Genomic DNA, 19390 nt, shown 5'->3' on the forward strand with positions numbered 1-19390 from the left:
TGAAATCATCCGGATTCAAAGAACATGTGCTTGCTGAGGACGAAGCCGAGATAGAGGCTGCAGGCGGCGATCATGCAGGTCACCGCGAAGGAGCCGAGATCCTTGGCATGTTTGCCGACGATTGAAATCTCGGGCGAAATCCGGTCGATCACCTCTTCAACGGCGGTATTCATCGCCTCCATCGAAAAGAGCCCGAGAAACAGAAGCACCGCGACGACGATCTCGCCCGCAGTCGCTCCCACCAGCGCCAACGCCGCGATCGAAACGGCGAAGAAACCGAGTTCCTGGCGGAAGGCCGCCTCTTTCAGCACCCGCAGGAAGCCCGCCCAAGAGTAGCTGGCGGCGGCGATGAAATGCCGAAGTCCGGTCTCTTTCGTCACCGCAGGCTTCGTCAAGATGCCCTCTCCTCTTCCCGTTGCATCACAGACAAGGAGAGGCTTTGCCGTCTCCTCTTTGATGAGCGAATACGCAAATACCGAATCCACTTGAGGCGCGCAAGCGAACGCGTACGGATCGACGGCGCCCACCGCGGTCTTAATGCTTATTCGACACACCGGCCTGAGCGAAGGTCGCCATGCCGGAATGACAGGCAGCAGCCGCCTTGACGATACCGGCGGCAAGCGCCGCACCGGTGCCTTCGCCGAGCCGCATGCCGAGCGCCAGAAGCGGCGTCTTGCCGAGCATCTCGATCGAGCGCAAATGTCCGGGCTCGCCGGAGACATGTCCGATCAGGCAATGATCGAGGGCGGATGGATTGGCGGCTTTCAGGATCGCCGCCGCCGCGGTCGCGACATAACCGTCGATCAGTACCGGGATGCGCTCCATGCGGGCGGCAAGAATGGCGCCGGCCATCGCCGCGATCTCACGGCCGCCGAGCCGGCGCATGATCTCGAGCGGATCATCGAGATGGTCACCATGCAGTGCCACCGCCTTTTCCACCGCCGCGATCTTGCGCTCCAGCATCTCGCCTTCCGAACCGGTGCCGGGTCCCACCCAGTCGCGCGCCGAACCGCCGTAGAGCGCATAGTTGATCGCCGCCGCAATCGTCGTATTGCCGATGCCCATCTCGCCGATGCAAAGCAGGTCGGTGCCGCCGGCGATCGCCTCCATGCCGAAGGCCATGGTCGCGGCGCAATCGCGCTCGGAAAGCGCTGCCTCCTCGGTAATGTCGCCGGTAGGATAATCGAGCGCCAGGTCGAAGACTTTCAGCCCGAGATCATAGGCAACACAGATCTGATTGATCGCAGCGCCGCCGGCCGCGAAGTTCTCGACCATCTGTTGCGTCACCGTGGCCGGAAAGGGCGTGATGCCCTGTTTGGTGACACCGTGATTGCCGGCAAATATCGCCACCAGCGGCCGATTGACGGCGGGTGTGCGGCCCGTCCAGGCGGCAAGCCAGAAGGCAATCTCCTCGAGCCGTCCGAGCGCGCCCGGCGGCTTGGTCAGCTGCGCGTCGCGTTCGCGGGCAGCCACCAGCGCGCGGGCATCCGGCCCCGGCAGGTCGCGGAGCAGGATACGGAAATCGTCGAACGGCAGGCCTGAAACGCTCATTTGTGCGGTTTTCCTATGAATCCGGGTATTCTTGTCTTTTCCACGCAAATCAGCTTCCTTGCGGGTGGCAACTCTCTTAAAGCGGGCGGACGAGGCGAACAACTCCAAAAGCGCCGCCGCGACCATAAGCCGAGGCCTCCGGCCGGAACGAAGTAGAATGAAGATCAAGGATCATGCGGTCGATACCGCCCGCGCCGTCGCCTTCCTCAGCCGCATTCCCCTGCCGCAATCGCTGTTCAAAGGCTATGACGGCAGGCTTGGCCGGCTGGTGCGCGCCTTTCCCCTCGCAGGCATCGTCATCGGTTTCGTCCCCGCACTCGCCCTCCTCCTGCTTTTGGGGCTGCGCGCCGATCCGCTGATGGCGGCCCTGATCGCGCTTTCCGTTCAGGTCATCGTCACCGGGGCGCTGCACGAGGACGGCCTGGCCGATGCGGCCGATGGCATTGGAGGCGGCAAGAGCCGCGAGCAGAGCCTCCTCATCATGAAGGACAGCCGGATCGGCACCTATGGCGCGATAGCGCTGATCCTCTCCTTCGCGATCCGCGCAGCCGCGCTTGCCGCTATCGCCGGCCATTCCTCGCCGCTCGCTGCCGTCCTTGCCATTCCCGCCGTCGCGGCCCTCAGTCGCGGCGCCATCGCCTGGCACTGGCAACGGCTGCCGCCGGCAAAGGCCGATGGCGTCGCCGCCTCGACCGGCCAGCCGGACGAGGCGGCGATGCAGTTTGCGCTCGCCTCGGCCGGCCTCGTCGCAGCGCTTCTGATCTGGCCGGCTTTCGGCCTGCGGCCGCTCATCGCAAGCCTGCTCGCCACCGGTATCGCAGGTCTTGCCTTCACCGCTTTCATCCGCCGCAAGCTTGCCGGCCACACCGGCGATACGCTGGGCGCGACGCAGCAGATTTGCGAGATCGCCACTCTTTGCGCCCTTGCCACGGCTCTTTGAAATTCCGATATATCCTTCATGCAAACACCCTGCATTCACCTCTGCTCCCTCGTTTCCGCCACCGGATTTTGCGCCGGATGCGGCCGGACCCTTGAGGAAATCGGCAGTTGGATGAGCTACTCCGACACCGAGCGAAGACGGATCATGGCACTGCTGCCGGCAAGGCTCGGAAGCGCCGCCACGGTGTCGAACCATATGAAATCAAGCCTCGTCGCCGGGCCGGAGCGGCCTTTATGATTCGTTTGACCGTCTTCCTCGTCGTAATCGGCATCGGCCTTGCCGTGCTGATCGTCAACAATGACAGCAGCCGCATCGTCGGCCTGCAGACTGATGACTTCGGCCGTGTCGTCTACCTGCTGCCGATCGCGCTGATGCTATCGGCCGGCATCTGGGCGAGCCGGCGCAGCGTCGGCGAAACGATGCGACATATGATGATCTGGCTGGTCATCATCCTGGCACTCGTGACCGTCTATCTCTATCGCCAGGAAGCGCTCGGCGTCGGCAACAGGCTGCTCGCCGGCCTCGTTCCCGGCCGCGCCGTCGTCGTCACGACAAGCGAGGGCGGCCAGGAGATCATTCTGCACAAGCTGCTGAACGGCCATTTCGAAGCCGATGTTGCGGTCAACGGCCAGACGATCGAGATGCTCGTCGACACCGGCGCCAGCATGGTGGCGCTGTCGCGCGAAGATGCCGAACGGATCGGCATCGATCTCTCCCGCCTCACCTATTCCATGACGGTCATGACCGCCAACGGCCGCGGCCGGGCGGCACCCGTCACCCTCGACCAGGTGGCGATCGGCCCGATCATCCGTAACAATGTCGCAGCCAGCGTCGCCGAAGACGGCCGGCTCGACCAGAGCCTGCTCGGCATGAGCTTCCTGGAAACGCTGGGCTCGCTGCAGATGCGGACCGACGAACTCCGCATGCGCGACTAGTTGCGGCTCCGCCGCTTTACGGCGAGGACCGGATCTGGCAGCTGAACTGGAAGGCATGACACCTCGGCAGAAACAGGCTCCGTTCCCTCGACCACCACAGCAAAGGTAACCTTGATGGGGTCGGCGGCCTCCTGCGACCGACTTTGCTGCGGGGCTAGGCAATGGATGGAGGCGATTGCGAGACATCCAAGCACATTGCTGCTGACCATTGATTGCCCCATGACCGATGACGTCTTGCTGAGCAATCTTTCATGTTGAAATTGCGGCGTTCTTCAGGGCCAGCTCAGTTCCGCAGCCGGTAGCCGGTCTTGAATACCCAGCCGAGCGTTCCCAGGCAGATCACCAGGAACACCGTGATCATCGCCAGGCTGATCGCCGGGTTGACGTCGGCGATCCCGTAAAAACTCCAGCGGAAGCCGCTGACGAGATAGAGCACCGGGTTGAGGTGGCTGACCGCCTGCCAGAACGGCGGCAGCATGCTGACGGAATAGAAGCTCCCGCCGAGGAAGGTCAGCGGCGGCACGACCAGCATGGGAATGAGGTTCAGCTGCTCGAAATTACCGGCCCAGATGCCGATCATGAAGCCGAACAGGCTGAAGGTGATCGCCGTCAACAAGAAAAATAGGATCATCATGAAGGGATGCTCGATCCTGACGTCGACGAAGAGATTGGCAGTCAGGAGGATGATGAAGCCGATGATCATGCCCTTGGTCGCCGCAGCCCCGACATAACCGAGCAGGATCTCAGTCATCGCCACCGGCGCCGAAAGCACCTCGTAAATCGTGCCTGTGAATTTCGGGAAATAGATGCCGAAGGAGCCGTTGCTGATGCACTGGCCAAGCAGCGTCAGCATAATCAAGCCGGGCGTGATAAAGGCGCCGTAGGACACGCCCTCCACCTCCTGAATACGTGATCCCACAGCGGCACCGAAGACGATGAAATAGAGCGAGGTTGAGATCACGGGCGAGATGACGCTCTGCAGCAGCGTGCGGCGCGTGCGCGCCATCTCGAAGAAATAGATGGATTTGACGGCCTCGACGTTCATTTGCTCGCTCCCACCAGCGCCACGAAGATGTCCTCGAGCGAGCTTTGCCGCGTCGAGAGATCCTTGAAATGGATATTGTTCTCGCCGAGCCTGGTCAGCAGAGCTGCAATGCTTTCCTGCTCGTCGTCAGTGTCGAAATCATAGGTCAGGCGGTTGCCGTCTGCCTCCAGCGTCAGTCCATTGCCGGCAAAACAATCCGGCAGCCGGTTGAGCGGTTCGGTGAGATCGAGGATGAGCTGCTTGCGGCCGAGCTTGGCCATCAGCGCCGCCTTGTCCTCGACGAGCAGCAATTCGCCGCCATTGATGACGCCGACGCGGTCAGCGATTTCCTCGGCCTCTTCGATATAATGGGTGGTCAGGATAATGGTGACGCCGGAGGCCCGAAGCTCTTCGACGACATGCCACATGTCCTTGCGCAGCGCCACGTCGACGCCGGCGGTCGGCTCGTCGAGGAAAAGAATATCCGGCTCATGGGATAGCGCCTTAGCGATCAGCACCCGCCGCTTCATCCCGCCTGAGAGCTGGCGCAGCATATTGTCCTTCTTCTCCCAGAGCGAGAGCGAGCGCAGCACCTTCTCGATATGGGCAGGATTGGCTTTCTTGCCGTGCAGACCGCGCGAAAAGCTCACCGTATTGAACACCGTTTCGAACTGATCGGTGGTCAGCTCCTGCGGCACCAGCCCGATCATCCCGCGGGTGGCGCGGAAATCCTTCACGACGTCGTGGCCGGCGACCAGCACCCGGCCGCCGCTCGGATTGGCGATGCCGCAGATGATCGAGATCAGCGTCGTCTTGCCCGCGCCGTTCGGCCCGAGCAGCGCCAGAATCTCACCCTTTTCGACGTCGAGATTGATGCCCTTCAGGGCCTCGAACCCATTGGCGTAGGTCTTGGTAAGATTTTGAACGGAAATGATGGGGGCCATGCAGGACTCTTGCGGATTCTCGGAGGTTACTTCGGCCCGCTATATAGTCCCTTTGTAACGCTTTAACATCCTTAAGCCCATGAACACTGCATTCGCGCGCTGCGAACACAGTTAGGCCTGCCGAAGCGGTTGGCCGGCGAAAGAAAGGCTGCGACCGGCTTCAGATGTCATCATCCGGTGATCTTCGTGCCCGATAAGAGAGCCGAGGTCAGCACCGGCATCCGCCCCGCCGCCCACTCCTTTGCGGAGCCGTTTCCGGGTGTTCTCGTTGCGCCCATTTTTGCTGCCTCGGCATGTAGAGAAAGTTATTGTTCAGTCACGAAGTGCTTGGAACCGGCCAGTATCCCCTGTTCAGCCGCGTTCGTCTTAGCCGGCCTTGCGCCGGCTTTCTTTTTTTCGTTCCGCACCTCATCCTTTCCGTGGTCCACCGCGGATGAATGCGACCAGGGGCGCTCCTCACAGCTCGTCGTAATTGAACCAGTCAAAATCCGCGATCTTCGCCCGGCCTGACGTATCGAAGGCAAACACGCCGGCGAAAGCGCCGGTGAAGGAGCCGTGTTCGCCGCGTCCGCCCTCGTCTGAGATCACGCCGGCATCGAGGACCGGGCCGATCGGCTGCCAGGCGCCCTTGCCTTCGGTCTGCCAGAAGAATTGCAGGTCGTTCTCCCGGATTTCCATGGCGAGCTGGACACGGCCCTCGGCGGCAATCGCCACGCCGCTTTCTGAGGGAAAGCTCAGCCGTCCGTTCGGGTAGTCGCCGTTGCAGGAGAGGATCGTCACGCAGCGGCCGAGTGTTTCGTGCAGCGTCACGGCGACGGCGTGGAATTTGTGGCGGTTGTAGTAATGCGTCAGCCCCGCCACCTGCTGATAGGTGTCGGCCGAGAACTCGATCACGGTCTCGGCGCGAAAACTGTGATGCTCTTGGCGGCGGGCAACCAGCGACTGTTCGAACCAGGAGCCGATGCTTTCGCGCGCAATCAGGCGCAGATGGCCGGGACGATCCGTCAGGTTGAAGATGCGCGCGGGCTCTGGCGTCCGCAGCCATTGGAAATCGGCGGGCAGCGTGCCGCCATCGAAGCTGTATTCGCTGCGCATCGGCTTTTCCACCGGCACCGCGCCAAAGAGGCCCGGCACATCGACATCGGGCACTGAGGTGCCGTTTTCAAGATAGAGCCAGTCATCGTCGCGCCAGACGCATTTCTGTAAGGACGTCTCGCGCCCCAGCGTACAGCGCCGTTTCGGTGGCAGCGGCCGGCCGCAAAGATGGGTGTGATAGGCCTCCCCCTCCGGCGTCTCGACATATTGGCCATGCCCTGCTCGCTGCAGCACTGCGCCCGGATGATCCTTGGAGGTGATGAGATGCATGTTCGGATGCATCTCATAGGGCCCGTCGATATCACGCGACCGCGCCATGGTGACGGCGTGGTCGTAGCCGGTGCCGCCCTCGGCCGTGGTCAGGTAATACCAACCGTTGCGCTTGAAGAGATGCGGTCCTTCGACGAGGCCGAGCGGGCTGCCGGCGAAGATGTTCTTGATCGGACCCTTCAGCGCCTTTGTCGCCGGATCCCATTCCTGCAGCAGGATGCCGTCAAAGGCCGGCGATTTCGGCGAGCCGCCATAGCTTTCGGTGCGGTGGTTCCACTGCATGTTGACGAACCATTTCCGGCCGTCATCGTCGTGGAAGAGCGAGGGATCGAAGCCGGAGGAATTGACATAGACCGGCTCGGACCAATCGGCCTCGATCGTAGGTGCCGTGACGATGTAGTTCGGCGCATCCTTGAAATTGCCGTCGTAGCGTTTGACGTCGGTATAGACCAGCCAGAACTGCCCGTCGGCATAGGACAGGCACGGCGCCCAGATGCCGCAGCTATCCGGATTGCCGCGCATGTCGAGCTGTGATCGCCGCTCCAGCGGCCGGCGCACCAGCGTCCAGTTCACCAGGTCGCGCGAATGGTGGATCTGCACGCCGGGATACCATTCGAAGGTCGAGGTGGCGATGTAATAATCCGCACCGACGCGGCAGATCGACGGATCGGGGTTGAACCCGGGCAGGATGGGGTTGCGGATCATGACAGGGTCTCCTCCGACCAGCGGTGCTTTTTGCTGTACGTACGTCAGATTATAGCAGAAAAAGGCCTGGAAGACTTGCCTCCGGGCCTGAGATGACTAGTCGCGTTCGGCCGACTTGGCCCAGAGGTTAATGTCGGCCTCGCGGGCATAAACGTCGATCTCGGCAAGTTCCTCGACGCTGAAATCGAGATTGTCGAGCGCCTTGACGCAATCGACGATCTGCGACGAGCGGCTGGCGCCGATCAGCGCCGAGGTCACGCGGCCGCCGCGCAACACCCAGGCGATCGCCATCTGCGCCAGCGTCTGGCCGCGCCTTTCGGCGATCTCGTTGAGCTTGCGGATATTGTCGATGATCGAGGGGCGGATGTAGTCGCGCTTGAGAAAGTGGTTCTGCGCCGCGCGGCTGTCTTCGGGAATGCCGCCGAGATATTTCGTTGTCAGCATGCCCTGGGCAAGCGGCGAGAAGACGATCGAGCCCATGCCGATCTCATCCAGCGTATCGAGCAGCCTGTCGTCCTCGACCCAGCGGTTGAGCATCGAATAGCTCGGCTGATGGATCAGGCACGGCGTACCAAGCTCCTTGAGGATTGCGGCGGCTTCTCGCGAGCGCTGCGAATTGTAAGAGGAGATGCCGACATAGAGCGCTCGGCCGGAACGGACGATATGATCGAGCGCGCCGCAGGTCTCTTCCAGCGGCGTTTCCGGGTCGAAGCGGTGCGAATAGAAGATGTCGACATAATCGAGGCCCATCCGCTTCAGGCTCTGGTCGCAGGAGGCGATCAGATACTTGCGGCTGCCCCATTCGCCGTAAGGGCCAGGCCACATGTCATAGCCGGCCTTGGAGGAGATGATCAGCTCGTCGCGAAGCCCGACGAATTCGGTGCGCAGGATTTCGCCGAAGGCAGTTTCGGCACTGCCGGGCGGCGGGCCGTAATTGTTGGCGAGGTCGAAATGGGTGATGCCGAGGTCGAAGGCCGTGCGGCACATATCGATCTTGCGGTCATGCGGCGTGTCGCCGCCGAAATTGTGCCAGAGGCCGAGCGAGACGGCCGGCAGCTTCAGGCCGGAACGGCCCGTGCGGTTATATTTCATTTTCGAATAGCGGTCTGCGGCCGGTTGCCAGCTCATCCGAATGTCTCCTTGATAAAATAGCTATAAGGTTCGTCGTGCGACATTATCGCCCAAGAGATTGCCGACACCCGCCCCTCATCCGGCTGCCGCCACCTTCTCCCCGTAAACGGGGCGAAGGGACAAGCCGCGCCGCCTTCCTCAACCTCGACGCTGCGTTTGGCGCGTCCCCTCTCCCCGTCTTTACGGGGAGAGGGTTAGGGTGAGGGGCAGCCATCGGCGCGAACAGCACAGCCGTGGGACAGGCCCACGGTTGACGAAACTATTGTAGCAAGCGCGCCGATACGCCAAGCCCAAGGCGCGCGTGCTCTCTACTTCAAGAGCGCTTGCGCCTCTTCGATACCAAGCGCGGCCGGCTGCGTGCAGGTCGTGGTCAGGTCGATGAAACGGCCCTCTTCGCCCGATTTCAGGATCGATTTCATGACGTCGACGCCGTGCAGCGTGCGGTCGAGCGAGCAGCGCGCATCGCGGCCCTCGATCAACGACATCGCCATGTCGGCCAAGCCGGCGGTGCGGTAGTTGGCGCGCGATCCGCTCGGGTTTTCTTGGTTGATCTTGCCGAATGGATGCTCCCAGGCATCGAGCGGCTTGATGTCCTTGTCACGGCCGCTTGCCTCAACCACGCCGCCGAAGAAGTTCGGATCCGGAACGTAGAGCGAACCGTCGGTGCCGTAGAGTTCCATATTGGCATGGCGGTGCGACCACACATCCCAGCTTGCCGTCAGCGTCACCGTGGCGCCGTTGACGAATTCGAGCAGCGCCTGGATCGTCGTCGGCGTCTTGACTGGGATGATCTCGCCATTGCGCGGCGCGCTGGTGATCGTGCGGGTGGGCGACGCCATCGAGGTCATGCCGCCCACCCGTTTGACCGGGCCGATCAGGTTGATCAGATTGGCGATGTAATATGGGCCGAGATCGAGGATCGGGCCGCCCCCCGCCAGGAAGAAGAAATCCGGGTTCGGATGCCACATTTCCATGCCGGGGCTCATCACGTAACAGGCGCCCGATGTCACCCGGCCGATGCCGCCGTCGTCGATGAACTTGCGGGCGAGCTGATGGGCGCCGCCGAGGAACGTGTCGGGGGCGCAGCCGACGGCGAGGTTCTTCTGCTTGGCGATGCGACGAAGCTCCTCGCCCTCTTCGAGCGAAAGCACCAACGGCTTTTCGGAATAGACGTGTTTTCCGGCCTCGAGGATCGCCTTCGATACCCGGAAATGCGCATCCGGGATCGTCAGGTTGACGATGACGTCGATCTCGTCATTGACGAGAAGCTCGTCGATCGTCTGCGCTTTGACGCCATATTCCTCGGCCCGCGCCTCGGCCGCCTGCACGTTGATATCGGCGCAGGCGAGCACCTTCAACCCCTTGAAGAGCGGTGCCAGCGAGAAGTAAGTGGTGGAGATGTTGCCGCATCCGATGATGCCGACGCCAAGTTCCTTGGTCATGATGAAGCCTCAGTAGGTCTGGAAGGATGCGATCGAGCGGCTGATGTTGCGATCGATGTCATTCGGGTTATCGTGTTCGACGACGTAGTGCTTGGCCTTGGTGGCGCGCAACGCCGTCATCAGCCTGGCCCACTCGACCTTGCCGTGACCGACATCGGCCCAGCCGCTCTCATCCGTCGCCTCGCCAGCCGGCGCGATGTCCTTGACGTGCACGGCGGTGATGCGGGACCCAAGCTTCTCGATCCAGGCGAAGGGGTCGGCGCCGCCGCGGATAACCCAGGCAATGTCGGCTTCCCAGGAAATATCGGGCGCGCCTTCGAAGATGTGCTCGATCGGCCGCGAGCCGTCCTGCAGCTTGAAGAATTCGAAATCATGATTGTGCCAGCCGAATTCGTAGCCGGCAGCCTTATAAGGCTTGCTGATCTCCTGCAGGCGCTTGCCGAAGGCGACCCAGCCGGCAACGTCGGACGGGCGTTCTTCGGCCGCCAGATGTGGCGCATAGATCGAATCCATGCCGAGGATCTTGGCAATATCAAGCGACTTCTGAACTTCCTTCTCCAGAAAATCAGGGCTGAAATGGCCGGTCGCCATGACCAGGCCATTCTTGTCGAGATCGGCGCGAAGGCTCTTCAGCCCGGCATCGTCGAGATCGGCATAGATGCCGCCGAAGCCTTCGACTTCGGCATAGCCAGCCTTGCCGAGCTTTTCGAAAATCACAGAATAGGGCTGGAAGTTGCGGGCGCTATAGAGCTGGTAGCTGAGTTTCGTCATCATGTTCTCCTTGGGCCTCGTGCCCATTCTTGCAAGATCAATCCGCCGACTGGCAGGAATACAGGTCGTAGAACCGGAACTCCGGAAGCGCGCCACGATCAAGCGGCCGTGCCGGGGTAAAGGTGATGCGGCGGCTCTCGCCGGCCGCAAGATCGAAGGCGTTGTCGGAATATTTGCCGTCGGTCTCGGTTTCGATCATCACGAAAAGCGCAAGTCCACTAGCGGTGACGTTGATGTCGACGGAACCATTCTCCTCGACATATTCGTGGGTAACTGTCAGGCCCGAGGGCTCCAGCTCCAGCGCCTTGTATGTGCCGTTGACGTAATGCCCCTCGCCGCCCGTACCGTTCGACGCGGTGAAGTGCCAGGCAAGCAGCGTTCCCTCGGGAATATCGGAGACGTCAATGCTCGTGGCAGTGACGGCCGCATCCGGCGAACACACAGCCTGCACGTCCTTCAGGTGCCGGCGTTCGCCCTTTACCGTCAGGATCGAGACTGCAAGATCAACGCTGACATCGGCAAGCGTGTCATTGACCAGCGAGAGGCGGATCGTCTCTCTGTCATCGGAAGGAATGGCAGCGACCGCGACCGGCTGGAAGAAGCGCTTGACGAGGTAGTGCATCGCCTTCCAGCGGCCGCCGTAATCGAGGCTCGACCAGGATGCCACCGGCCAGGTGTCGTTGAGCTGCCAGTAGATCGTACCCATACAATGGGGTTTGAGCGACCGCCAGTATTCCACCGCCGTCTTGATCGCCAGCCCCTGCTGGATCTGGGACAGATAGACGAAGTTCGGAAAATCCTTGGGGAAGCGGAAATAACGGAACATCGTGGCGGCGATGCGCTCGTTGCCGCCGGCATTCTTCTGGTGAAGCTCCATGACGGGGGAAGCGACGTTCATGTCCTTCTCCTCGGCATAGGTCCTGATCACAGGCAGCGAGGTATAGGACTGGAAGCCGAATTCCGAGCAGAAGCGCGGACGCACCGAACGGTAATTGTCGAACGACTTGTTCTCGTGCCAGACCGACCAGTAATGCATGTCGCCGGAACCGTCGGCATGCCAGGCATCGCCGAAATCGAGATAGCCGGACGCCGGGCTCGACGGCCACCAGAGCGCGCCGGGCAGCGCCTTCTTCACGGCCTGCTCGATCGTGCGGTTGAGCCGATCATAGGAGACGAGATAGCGGTCGCGGTCCTTCCTCGATTCCTCGAACCAGGTCAGCGCCCCGACCAGCTCGTTGTCGCCGCACCAGAGCGCGATCGACGGATGCGAGGAAAGCCGGCGCACTTGGTAATCGACCTCGATCGTTACATTGTCGAGGAAGTCCTCGGTCGAGGGGTAGAGGTTGCAGGCGAACATGAAGTCCTGCCAGACCATGAGGCCCAGCTGGTCGCAGAGATCGTAGAAATGATCCTGCTCGTAGAAGCCGCCGCCCCAGACGCGGATCATGTTCATATTGGCGGCTTTGGCCGATTGCAGCAGATCCTCGGTCTTCTCAGGCGAAGACAGCGAAAACAGCGCGTCGGCCGGGATCCAGTTGGCGCCGCGGCAGAAAATCTCGCGGCCGTTGACCTTGAAGGCGAAGCGGCTGCCTGACGCATCCGGCGTGGTGATCAGCTCGACGGTGCGAAGACCGATCTGCTTGGTCACCTCATCGGTCGGCAACTCGACGGAAAGCCTGTAGAGCGCCTGCTCGCCGCTGCCGGAGGGCCACCAGAGGCGTGGATTGTCGATATGGAAGAGGTGGTTGACATGGGTCTCGCCATTGACACCGACATCCAGGCGCACGCGCTCGCCGTCGAGCTCGAAATAGACCTGGGCAATGTCTGGCCCCTTGGAAAACAGCGTCGCCGTCACTTTGAGGTCCACCGAGCCGTCGTTATTGTGGGTCTGGCGGGTGACCACATGTTCGATGCGCGCGGTTTCGAGCTTCTTCAGCGCGATCATCCCGTAAAGGCCGAGCGGCGCAATGGCGATATTCCAGTCCCAGCCGAAATGGCATTGCGGCTTGCGCAGCATGTTGCCGTCGGGGATCGGCGAGTTGCCCGTGCTGTAGGGAATGTAGAAGGGCTGCTGCTTCTGTCGCGCAGCGCCGACGGCGATGTTGGAGGCAAAGACGATGCGGATGCTGTTGTCGCCTGATTTCAGCATGCTGGAGACATCGGGCCGATAGCGGCGGAAGCTGTTATCGGCTTCGAGTGCCAGGAAGCCGTTGACGTGGACGCTGGCGACCGTGTCGAGATAGTCGATATCGAGATACCAGTCGCCCTGGACCTCCTGAAGCGTGAAGCTGCGCTCGACCGCCCATTCGCGCTCGGCGACCCACTGCACCTTTTCCTCGTTGCGGCCGAAATAGGGATCGGGGATCAGTCCTGCCCGGTGAGCGCGCCGTGTGCACGTCGCCCGGCAGCATGATCGCCGTGCGGATCTCACCGTCGACGGAGGCAAGCTGCCACGAACCGGAAAGGTCGATGTTGGGAGTAGTTGATCGATGCGTCACGATATCGTTTCCGATTTATGATTTTGAAAGAGACGGCGTTTGGTCGTCGTCCGGTAGTTGTCGTTCGTCAGGGCTCCTTCCGGCCGCCTCACTCTCGTCATCCTCGGGCTTGACCCGAGGATGACGAGAGTGGAGTTGGCCCTCTCGCCGAACTCGCCCCGCCCGCAGAACCTTCTAGAGACGCAGCTCGCTTTCGGCGTCGAAGACCGAGGCGACCGTCATGTCGAAGCTGAGCTTAACCTTGGCTCCGACATTGAAGCGGCGTGCGCCGTTGACACGTACCGACATCGTGTGACCGGCATGTTTCAGCCACAGCAGATTGTCCGCGCCCATCGGCTCCTCGATATCGACGGTGGCGTCATGTTCTTCGCCGCCGGTATTCTCGTTGACCTTGATGTGTTCTGGACGAACGCCGAGCACCACCTTGCGGCCGGGCTGTAGCATCTCGCTAGCGTCGTAGGCAGCGAGCGAGAAAATGACGCCGTTGGCTGAAAAGGCAATGCCGCCGCCTGATTTGACCAGCTCGCCGTGCAGGAAATTCATCGACGGCGAGCCGATGAAACCGGCGACGAACAGATTGCGCGGCCTGTTGTAGATCGTCGTCGGATCATCGAGCTGCTGGATGATGCCGCTCTTCATGATGGCGATGCGGTCGGCAAGCGTCAGCGCCTCGATCTGGTCGTGGGTGACATAGATCATCGTGTTCTTCAGCGACTGGTGCAGGCGCTTGATCTCGACGCGCAGCTCCGAGCGGAGCTTGGCGTCGAGATTGGACAGCGGCTCATCGAACAGGAAAACGTCGACATCGCGCACCAGTGCCCGGCCGATCGCCACGCGCTGGCGCTGGCCGCCGGAAAGCTCGGCCGGCTTGCGCTTCAGCAGCGGCTGAATCTGCAGGATTTCGGAGGCACGCGCCACCCGCTTGTCGATCTCTGCCTGCGGCACCTTGGCGACGCGAAGACCGAAGGACAGGTTCTTCTCGACGGTCATCTGCGGATAGAGCGCATAGGACTGGAACACCATGCCGATGCCGCGGTCCTTAGGCTCTTCCCAGGTAACGTTCTTGCCCTTGATGAAGATCTGCCCTTCCGAGGCATCAAGCAGGCCGGCGATGCAATTCAGCAAGGTCGACTTGCCGCAGCCGGACGAGCCGAGCAGCACGAGAAATTCGCCGTCATTGATGTCGAGGTTGAGATCCTTCAGCACGCTCACCGCACCGAAGTTCAGGGACAGATCCTTGATGGAGACGCTTGCATTCATATTCATGAGATCAACCCTTCACTGCGCCGGCGGCGATGCCGCGGACGAAAAGCCGTCCCGACACGAAGTAGACGATGAGCGGCACGAGACCCGTCAGGATCGTTGCCGCCATGTTGACGTTGTATTCCTTCACGCCCTGGACGGAATTGACGATGTTGTTGAGCTGCACGGTCATCGGATAGGTATCCGGCCGGGTGAAGACCACGCCGAACAGGAAGTCGTTCCAGATGCCGGTCACCTGCAGGATCATCGCGACGACGAAGATCGGCAGCGACATCGGCAGCATGATCCGCAGGAAGATCTGCCAGAAGCCCGCCCCGTCGACACGCGCCGCCTTGAACAGTTCCTCCGGCAGCGACACGAAATAATTGCGGAAGAGCAGCGTCAGGATCGGCATACCGAAGATCGAATGCACGATGACGAGGCCGGTCAGTGTGCCGTAGATGCCGATTTCGCGCAGGATGATGACGATCGGATAGATCATGACCTGATAGGGAATGAATGCCCCGATGATGAGGATTGAGAAGAAAAGCTCAGAGCCTCTGAAGCGCCAGTTGGCCAGCGCGTAGCCGTTCACCGAGGCGATCGCGATCGAGATGATGACCGACGGCACCGTGATGCGCACCGAATTCCAGAAACCGCGTGACAGGCCATCGCAGTTGAGGCCGGTGCAGGCCTGCGCCCAGGCTTTCACCCAGGGTTCGAAGGTGACCTCCACCGGCGGCGAAAAGATGTTGCCGAGCCGGATTTCCGGCATGCCCTTCAGCGAAGTCACCACCATCACATAGAGCGGCAGCAGATAGTAAAGCGCTGCGATGATCAACGTGCCGTAGAGCATGATGTTGCGCGCCGACAGTGCCGGGCGTGGCCGGGGGCCGCTGGGGCCTTCGCCGAGTTTTGGTGCAACGGCGTCCATCCCGGCAACAACCGTGTTGAGCGTTTCTATATCAGCCACGTTTGCGCCCTCCGCCGAATTCCAGATAAGCCCATGGAACGATGATGATCGCGACTGTGACGAGCATCATGGTCGAGGCAGCAAAGCCCTGCCCCAAGTTCTGCGCCTGGAACATGTAGTCGTAGACATATTTCGCCGGCACTTCCGAAGAGATGCCCGGCCCGCCCGATGTCTGCGCGACCACGAGGTCGTAGACCTTGACGATGCCGGAGGCGATGATCACGATCGTCGTGATGAAGACCGGCCGCATCATCGGGATGACGATGAAGAGATAGGTCCTCCACATCGGAATGCCGTCCACGCGCGCCGCTTTCCAGATGTCCTCGTCGATCCCACGCAGGCCGGCAAGCATCAGGCACATGACGAGACCCGTTCCCTGCCACAGCGCAGCAATGAGAATGCCGTAGATGACGATTTCAGGCGTATAGAGCGGATTGAAGGTGAAACTCGTCCACCCGATCGAGCGGACCACCGCCTGAATACCGAAATCGGGGTTCAGAATCCATTGCCAGACGAGGCCGGTCACGATGAAGGACAGCGCGAAGGGATAGAGAAAGATGGTGCGAAAGGTGTTTTCGAAGCGGATTTTCTGGTCCATCAGCGCGGCGAGCATGAAACCGATGACCAGGCTGAAGATCAGCGAGAGGATGCCGTAGACAGCCAGATTCTCGATCGCTGTCACCCAGCGGGGTGCCGCCCAGAGGCGCTGGTACTGATCGAATCCGACAAAGCTCAGCCGCGGAAGGAGCTTGGAATTTGTGAAAGAATAAAAGATCGTCCAAAACGTGCCGCCGACAAAGATCACCAGCGCTGTCAGGATCATCGGGATGGACGCAATCTTGGCATTCAGATTGCGCAGCAACTTGTTTGGCCGGCCTGCTCGCGCTTGACCCGTCATAAACACTTCTCCTCAATCGCAACTGCGACAACTAACAGAACGGCAAGGCGCCGCCTGTCGTCTCCACCTCTGAAACCTGCTGAAGATACCAGAGAGACGCCGCCGCCCGCCGGACCATCACCGACCGTCCGGAACGATCCGGCCCCATGGGAGCCGGACCGCAAGGGCAGCGAATCTGCTGATCAGTCAGCAGAAGCGATGATCCCGGCGAAACGCTTCTGAGCGTCTTCCGGCGTCATCGACGGATTGGCGAAGAATTCGGAGAAAAGGTCTTCCTTCTGCTTCTGGCTGTCGGCCGAAAGCAGCTGGTCGGTGCCTTGGATCACGTTGCCCTTGGCCAGGATGTCGAGACCCTTCTTCATGCAGTCGTTAGCGGCAGCGAGATCGACGTCGCCGCGAACCGGCAGCGAACCCTTTTTCAGGTTAAAGGCAACCTGGGTCTTGGGATCGAGCAGGGTCTTGGCAAGCACCGCCTGCGCCTTGGACTTTTCTTCGTCCTTCAGCAGCGGGAAGTAAAAGGCGTCGCCGCCGGTCGAGATGATCTCGTTCACGCCGAGGCCCGGGAGGCAGGTATAGTCGGTACCGGCCTTCTGACCGGCGAGCGCGAACTCACCCTGTGCCCAGTCGCCCATGATCTGGCCGCCGGCCTTGCCTGTGATGACAAGGTTGGTGGCCTGGTTCCAATCCTGGACGTTGCTGCCTTTGGCCATGCGCCGAGCGTCGTCGGCCGCCTTGAACACCTTGGCGATTTCAGGACCGGCGGCAACTTCCGCATCCTTGTCCTTGAAGACCTTGTTGAAGGTATCCTTGCCGGCAACCGCGACCATCAGCACGTCGAAAGCGCCTGTCGCCTGCCACGGCTGACCGCCGACGGCGAGCGGAATGATGCCGGCCTTTTCGAGAGCCGGAGCCGCAGCGACGAACTCATCCCAGTTCTTCGGAACTTCGACGCCGGCCTTCTTGAAGGCAGCGTTCGAAAGCCACAGCCACTGCCAGGAGTGGATGTTGACGGGAGCGCAGTAGATCTTGCCGTCGATGGTGCAGGAATCGAGCAGGCTCGACGGACGAATGATATCCTTCCAGTGCTCGGCGGTCGCCACGTCGGTCAGATCGCGCATCAGGCCGGCCTGAACGAGTTCCTCGGCCTGGCGGCCATGGTTGAACTGAGTGGCACCCATCGGATCGCCGCCGGTGATGCGGCTGATCATGATCGGACGGGCAGTGCCGCCGGAACCGGCGATAGCACCGTCGACCCAGTGGTTGCCGGTGGCGTCGAATGCCTTTGCCAGCTCGGCGACGGCAGCGGATTCACCGCCCGAAGTCCACCAGTGCGTGACTTCGAGATCGGTGGCGTTGGCGGCGCCGAACGGAAGCGCGACCGAGGCGGCAAGCATGGTCGCCAATATACGGATTTTCATGAGTTCTCCTCCCTCACTGAAACGTTGCCGGAAAAACTTAGATCAATCGATTTCTCCACGCAACTGCCCGCAGGCAAATTTTTCCGCGATAACGGGAATTGCTACTTTTGGCTGTTTCCATCAGAGGCGCCGCATCCCCTGAAGCGATATTCAGTCGGCCGCTCTCGCACATGCGTTTTCAATTTAGCTATTGAATTTACACAATAATTTTACATGATAAATTTAGCCGAGCGATTTAGCCTCTTCGCAATCGCAAAAAAACAGAGCACGAATTGGCGATTCAACCTATGCGTATGATGCTGCAATGCACACAACAAAAAGCACTCGACATTTCTACTGTATCGTTACAGATTGCATTCCTCAGGGAGGTGCGATTTTGGCATGCGGCGGGCTTACGACGCTGGAAAAAGCCTCTATAAGCGTCACCAATTCGCGCAGGACGGCCTAAAGGGATGGAAAACAAGGGAAATTTCGGGAACGCGGCATCGACGCCGGCAGCGCGCGAGCGCCCGACGTTGAAGACGATCGCCTTCATGACCGGCCTTGGCGTGACGACGGTGTCGCGCGCGCTGAAGGATGCGCCGGATATTGGGGCGGAAACCAAGGAGCGCGTGCGCATGGTCGCCCGCCAGCTCGGCTACCAGCCGAACAGGGCAGGTGTGCGCCTGCGCACCGGCAAGACCAACGTCATCGCCCTTGTTCTCAGCATCGACGAGGAGATCATGGGCTTCTCGAGCCAGATGGTCTTCGGCATCTCCGAGGTGCTATCCGGCACGCCCTATCATATCGTCATCACGCCGCATTCCCACAGCAAGGACCCGATGCTGCCGGTGCGCTATATCCTCGATACCGGCTCGGCCGACGGCGTCATCATCTCCCGCATCGAGCCGGACGATCCGCGCGTAAAGCTGCTGAGCGAGCGCGGCATGCCCTTTGCCACGCATGGGCGCACCGATGCGGGTCTCACGCACCCCTTCCACGATTTCGACAACGAGGCCTTCGCCCATCAGGCCGTGGAAAAGCTCGTCAAGCGCGGCCGGCGCCGCATCGCCCTGCTGCAGCCGCCGAGCAAGCTCACCTACTACGCCCACATCCGCATCGGCTTCCAGACCGGCCTGCATGATTACGGCGCCGAGGAAGTGCCGTTGCGCGTCAACACCGACGCACCGCTCGCCGACATCCGCGACATCGTCGAGGTGATGATGCGCTCGGCCAACGCCCCTGACGGCATCGTCTGTTCGGCCGGCAGTGCTGCAATCGCCGTCAATGCCGGCATCGAGGCCGCCGGCAAGGCACTCGGTCGCGATCTCGACATGGTCTCCAAGCAATCGGTGCCGATCCTGAACTGGATCCGCCCCGAGATCATCACCGCCCAGGAAGACGTGCGCCAAGCCGGCCGCGAAATGGCCAAAGCCGTCATCGCCCGCATCGACGGCGTCGAACCGGAACTGCTGCAGAGCGTAAGCCAGCCGACCTGGCCGGAGAGCAGCAGGTAGGCGGTCGGTTGAGGGAACGGATCGTCGGGCCCAAATCTCGACGATCAGCTTTGGATC

General features: G+C 61.2%; 16 protein-coding genes and 1 pseudogene. 4 read left to right on the plus strand and 13 right to left on the minus strand.

The window, feature by feature from the left end; all coding sequences use genetic code 11:
• Positions 1-5: 5 nt before the first annotated feature.
• Both N2600_RS12180 and cobT read right to left on the minus strand, forming a co-directional pair.
• Positions 6-395 (minus strand): diacylglycerol kinase, encoded by a 390-nt coding sequence (locus tag N2600_RS12180; protein ID WP_260298815.1) that lies wholly within the window; start codon positions 393-395, stop codon positions 6-8.
• Positions 396-534: 139 nt separating this feature from the next.
• The gene (gene cobT, locus N2600_RS12185; protein WP_222387521.1) at positions 535-1551 is read right to left on the minus strand and encodes a nicotinate-nucleotide--dimethylbenzimidazole phosphoribosyltransferase; all 1017 of its coding nucleotides are present in this window, start codon (positions 1549-1551) and stop codon (positions 535-537) included.
• 157 nt (positions 1552-1708) lie between these two features.
• Between cobT and N2600_RS12190 the strand changes: the two genes are divergently transcribed.
• The 3 genes from N2600_RS12190 to N2600_RS12200 are packed head-to-tail and all read left to right on the plus strand — an operon-like array spanning position 1709 to position 3426.
• Positions 1709-2491, plus strand: coding sequence for an adenosylcobinamide-GDP ribazoletransferase (locus N2600_RS12190; protein ID WP_260298816.1), 783 nt, complete (start codon positions 1709-1711; stop codon positions 2489-2491).
• A gap of 18 nt (positions 2492-2509) precedes the next feature.
• Positions 2510-2728, plus strand: coding sequence for a DUF1289 domain-containing protein (locus N2600_RS12195; RefSeq protein ID WP_222387522.1), 219 nt, complete (start codon positions 2510-2512; stop codon positions 2726-2728).
• Positions 2725-3426 carry a TIGR02281 family clan AA aspartic protease gene (locus tag N2600_RS12200; protein WP_260110997.1) on the plus strand — a complete coding sequence of 234 codons (702 nt, stop codon included), beginning with the start codon at positions 2725-2727 and terminating at the stop codon, positions 3424-3426. Before N2600_RS12195 ends, N2600_RS12200 begins: the two co-directional genes overlap by 4 nt.
• Before the next feature lie 283 nt (positions 3427-3709).
• On the opposite strand, the gene N2600_RS12205 is transcribed toward N2600_RS12200, so the two are convergent.
• The 11 genes and pseudogenes from N2600_RS12205 to N2600_RS12255 form a co-directional block, all read right to left on the minus strand.
• Positions 3710-4471 carry an ABC transporter permease gene (locus N2600_RS12205; protein ID WP_260298817.1) on the minus strand — a complete coding sequence of 254 codons (762 nt, stop codon included), beginning with the start codon at positions 4469-4471 and terminating at the stop codon, positions 3710-3712.
• Positions 4468-5394: an ABC transporter ATP-binding protein gene (locus N2600_RS12210; protein WP_260298818.1), complete on the minus strand. Its 927-nt coding sequence runs from the start codon at positions 5392-5394 to the stop codon at positions 4468-4470. The genes N2600_RS12205 and N2600_RS12210 overlap by 4 nt, the downstream gene beginning before the upstream one ends.
• 456 nt (positions 5395-5850) lie before the next feature.
• A complete protein-coding gene (locus tag N2600_RS12215; RefSeq protein WP_260298819.1) occupies positions 5851-7464 on the minus strand; it encodes a glycoside hydrolase family 43 protein in 1614 nt (537 codons plus the stop codon).
• A 96-nt stretch (positions 7465-7560) separates the two neighbouring features.
• Positions 7561-8592, minus strand: coding sequence for an L-glyceraldehyde 3-phosphate reductase (mgrA, locus tag N2600_RS12220; protein ID WP_162117694.1), 1032 nt, complete (start codon positions 8590-8592; stop codon positions 7561-7563).
• Positions 8593-8903: 311 nt separating this feature from the next.
• Complete coding sequence (locus N2600_RS12225) at positions 8904-10037, minus strand: Gfo/Idh/MocA family protein (protein ID WP_260298820.1); 1134 nt, start codon at positions 10035-10037, stop codon at positions 8904-8906.
• A 9-nt stretch (positions 10038-10046) separates the two neighbouring features.
• A complete protein-coding gene (locus N2600_RS12230) occupies positions 10047-10808 on the minus strand; it encodes a sugar phosphate isomerase/epimerase family protein (protein ID WP_260298821.1) in 762 nt (253 codons plus the stop codon).
• A 37-nt stretch (positions 10809-10845) separates the two neighbouring features.
• Positions 10846-13306, minus strand: a pseudogene (locus N2600_RS12235) (beta-mannosidase).
• Positions 13307-13480: 174 nt separating this feature from the next.
• A complete protein-coding gene (locus tag N2600_RS12240; RefSeq protein WP_170255704.1) occupies positions 13481-14572 on the minus strand; it encodes an ABC transporter ATP-binding protein in 1092 nt (363 codons plus the stop codon).
• A gap of 4 nt (positions 14573-14576) precedes the next feature.
• Positions 14577-15521, minus strand: coding sequence for a carbohydrate ABC transporter permease (locus tag N2600_RS12245; RefSeq protein WP_222387531.1), 945 nt, complete (start codon positions 15519-15521; stop codon positions 14577-14579).
• Positions 15514-16419, minus strand: coding sequence for a carbohydrate ABC transporter permease (locus N2600_RS12250; protein ID WP_018480776.1), 906 nt, complete (start codon positions 16417-16419; stop codon positions 15514-15516). The genes N2600_RS12245 and N2600_RS12250 overlap by 8 nt, the downstream gene beginning before the upstream one ends.
• Positions 16420-16601: 182 nt before the next feature.
• The gene (locus N2600_RS12255; RefSeq protein ID WP_222387532.1) at positions 16602-17837 is read right to left on the minus strand and encodes an ABC transporter substrate-binding protein; all 1236 of its coding nucleotides are present in this window, start codon (positions 17835-17837) and stop codon (positions 16602-16604) included.
• A gap of 452 nt (positions 17838-18289) precedes the next feature.
• Between N2600_RS12255 and N2600_RS12260 the strand changes: the two genes are divergently transcribed.
• Complete coding sequence (locus tag N2600_RS12260; protein WP_222387533.1) at positions 18290-19333, plus strand: LacI family transcriptional regulator; 1044 nt, start codon at positions 18290-18292, stop codon at positions 19331-19333.
• The last annotated feature ends 57 nt before the right edge of the window (positions 19334-19390 follow it).

The sequence above is a fragment of the Rhizobium sp. WSM1274 genome, from assembly GCF_025200775.1.
In the GTDB taxonomy this organism is placed as follows: Bacteria; Pseudomonadota; Alphaproteobacteria; order Rhizobiales; family Rhizobiaceae; genus Rhizobium; species Rhizobium leguminosarum_I.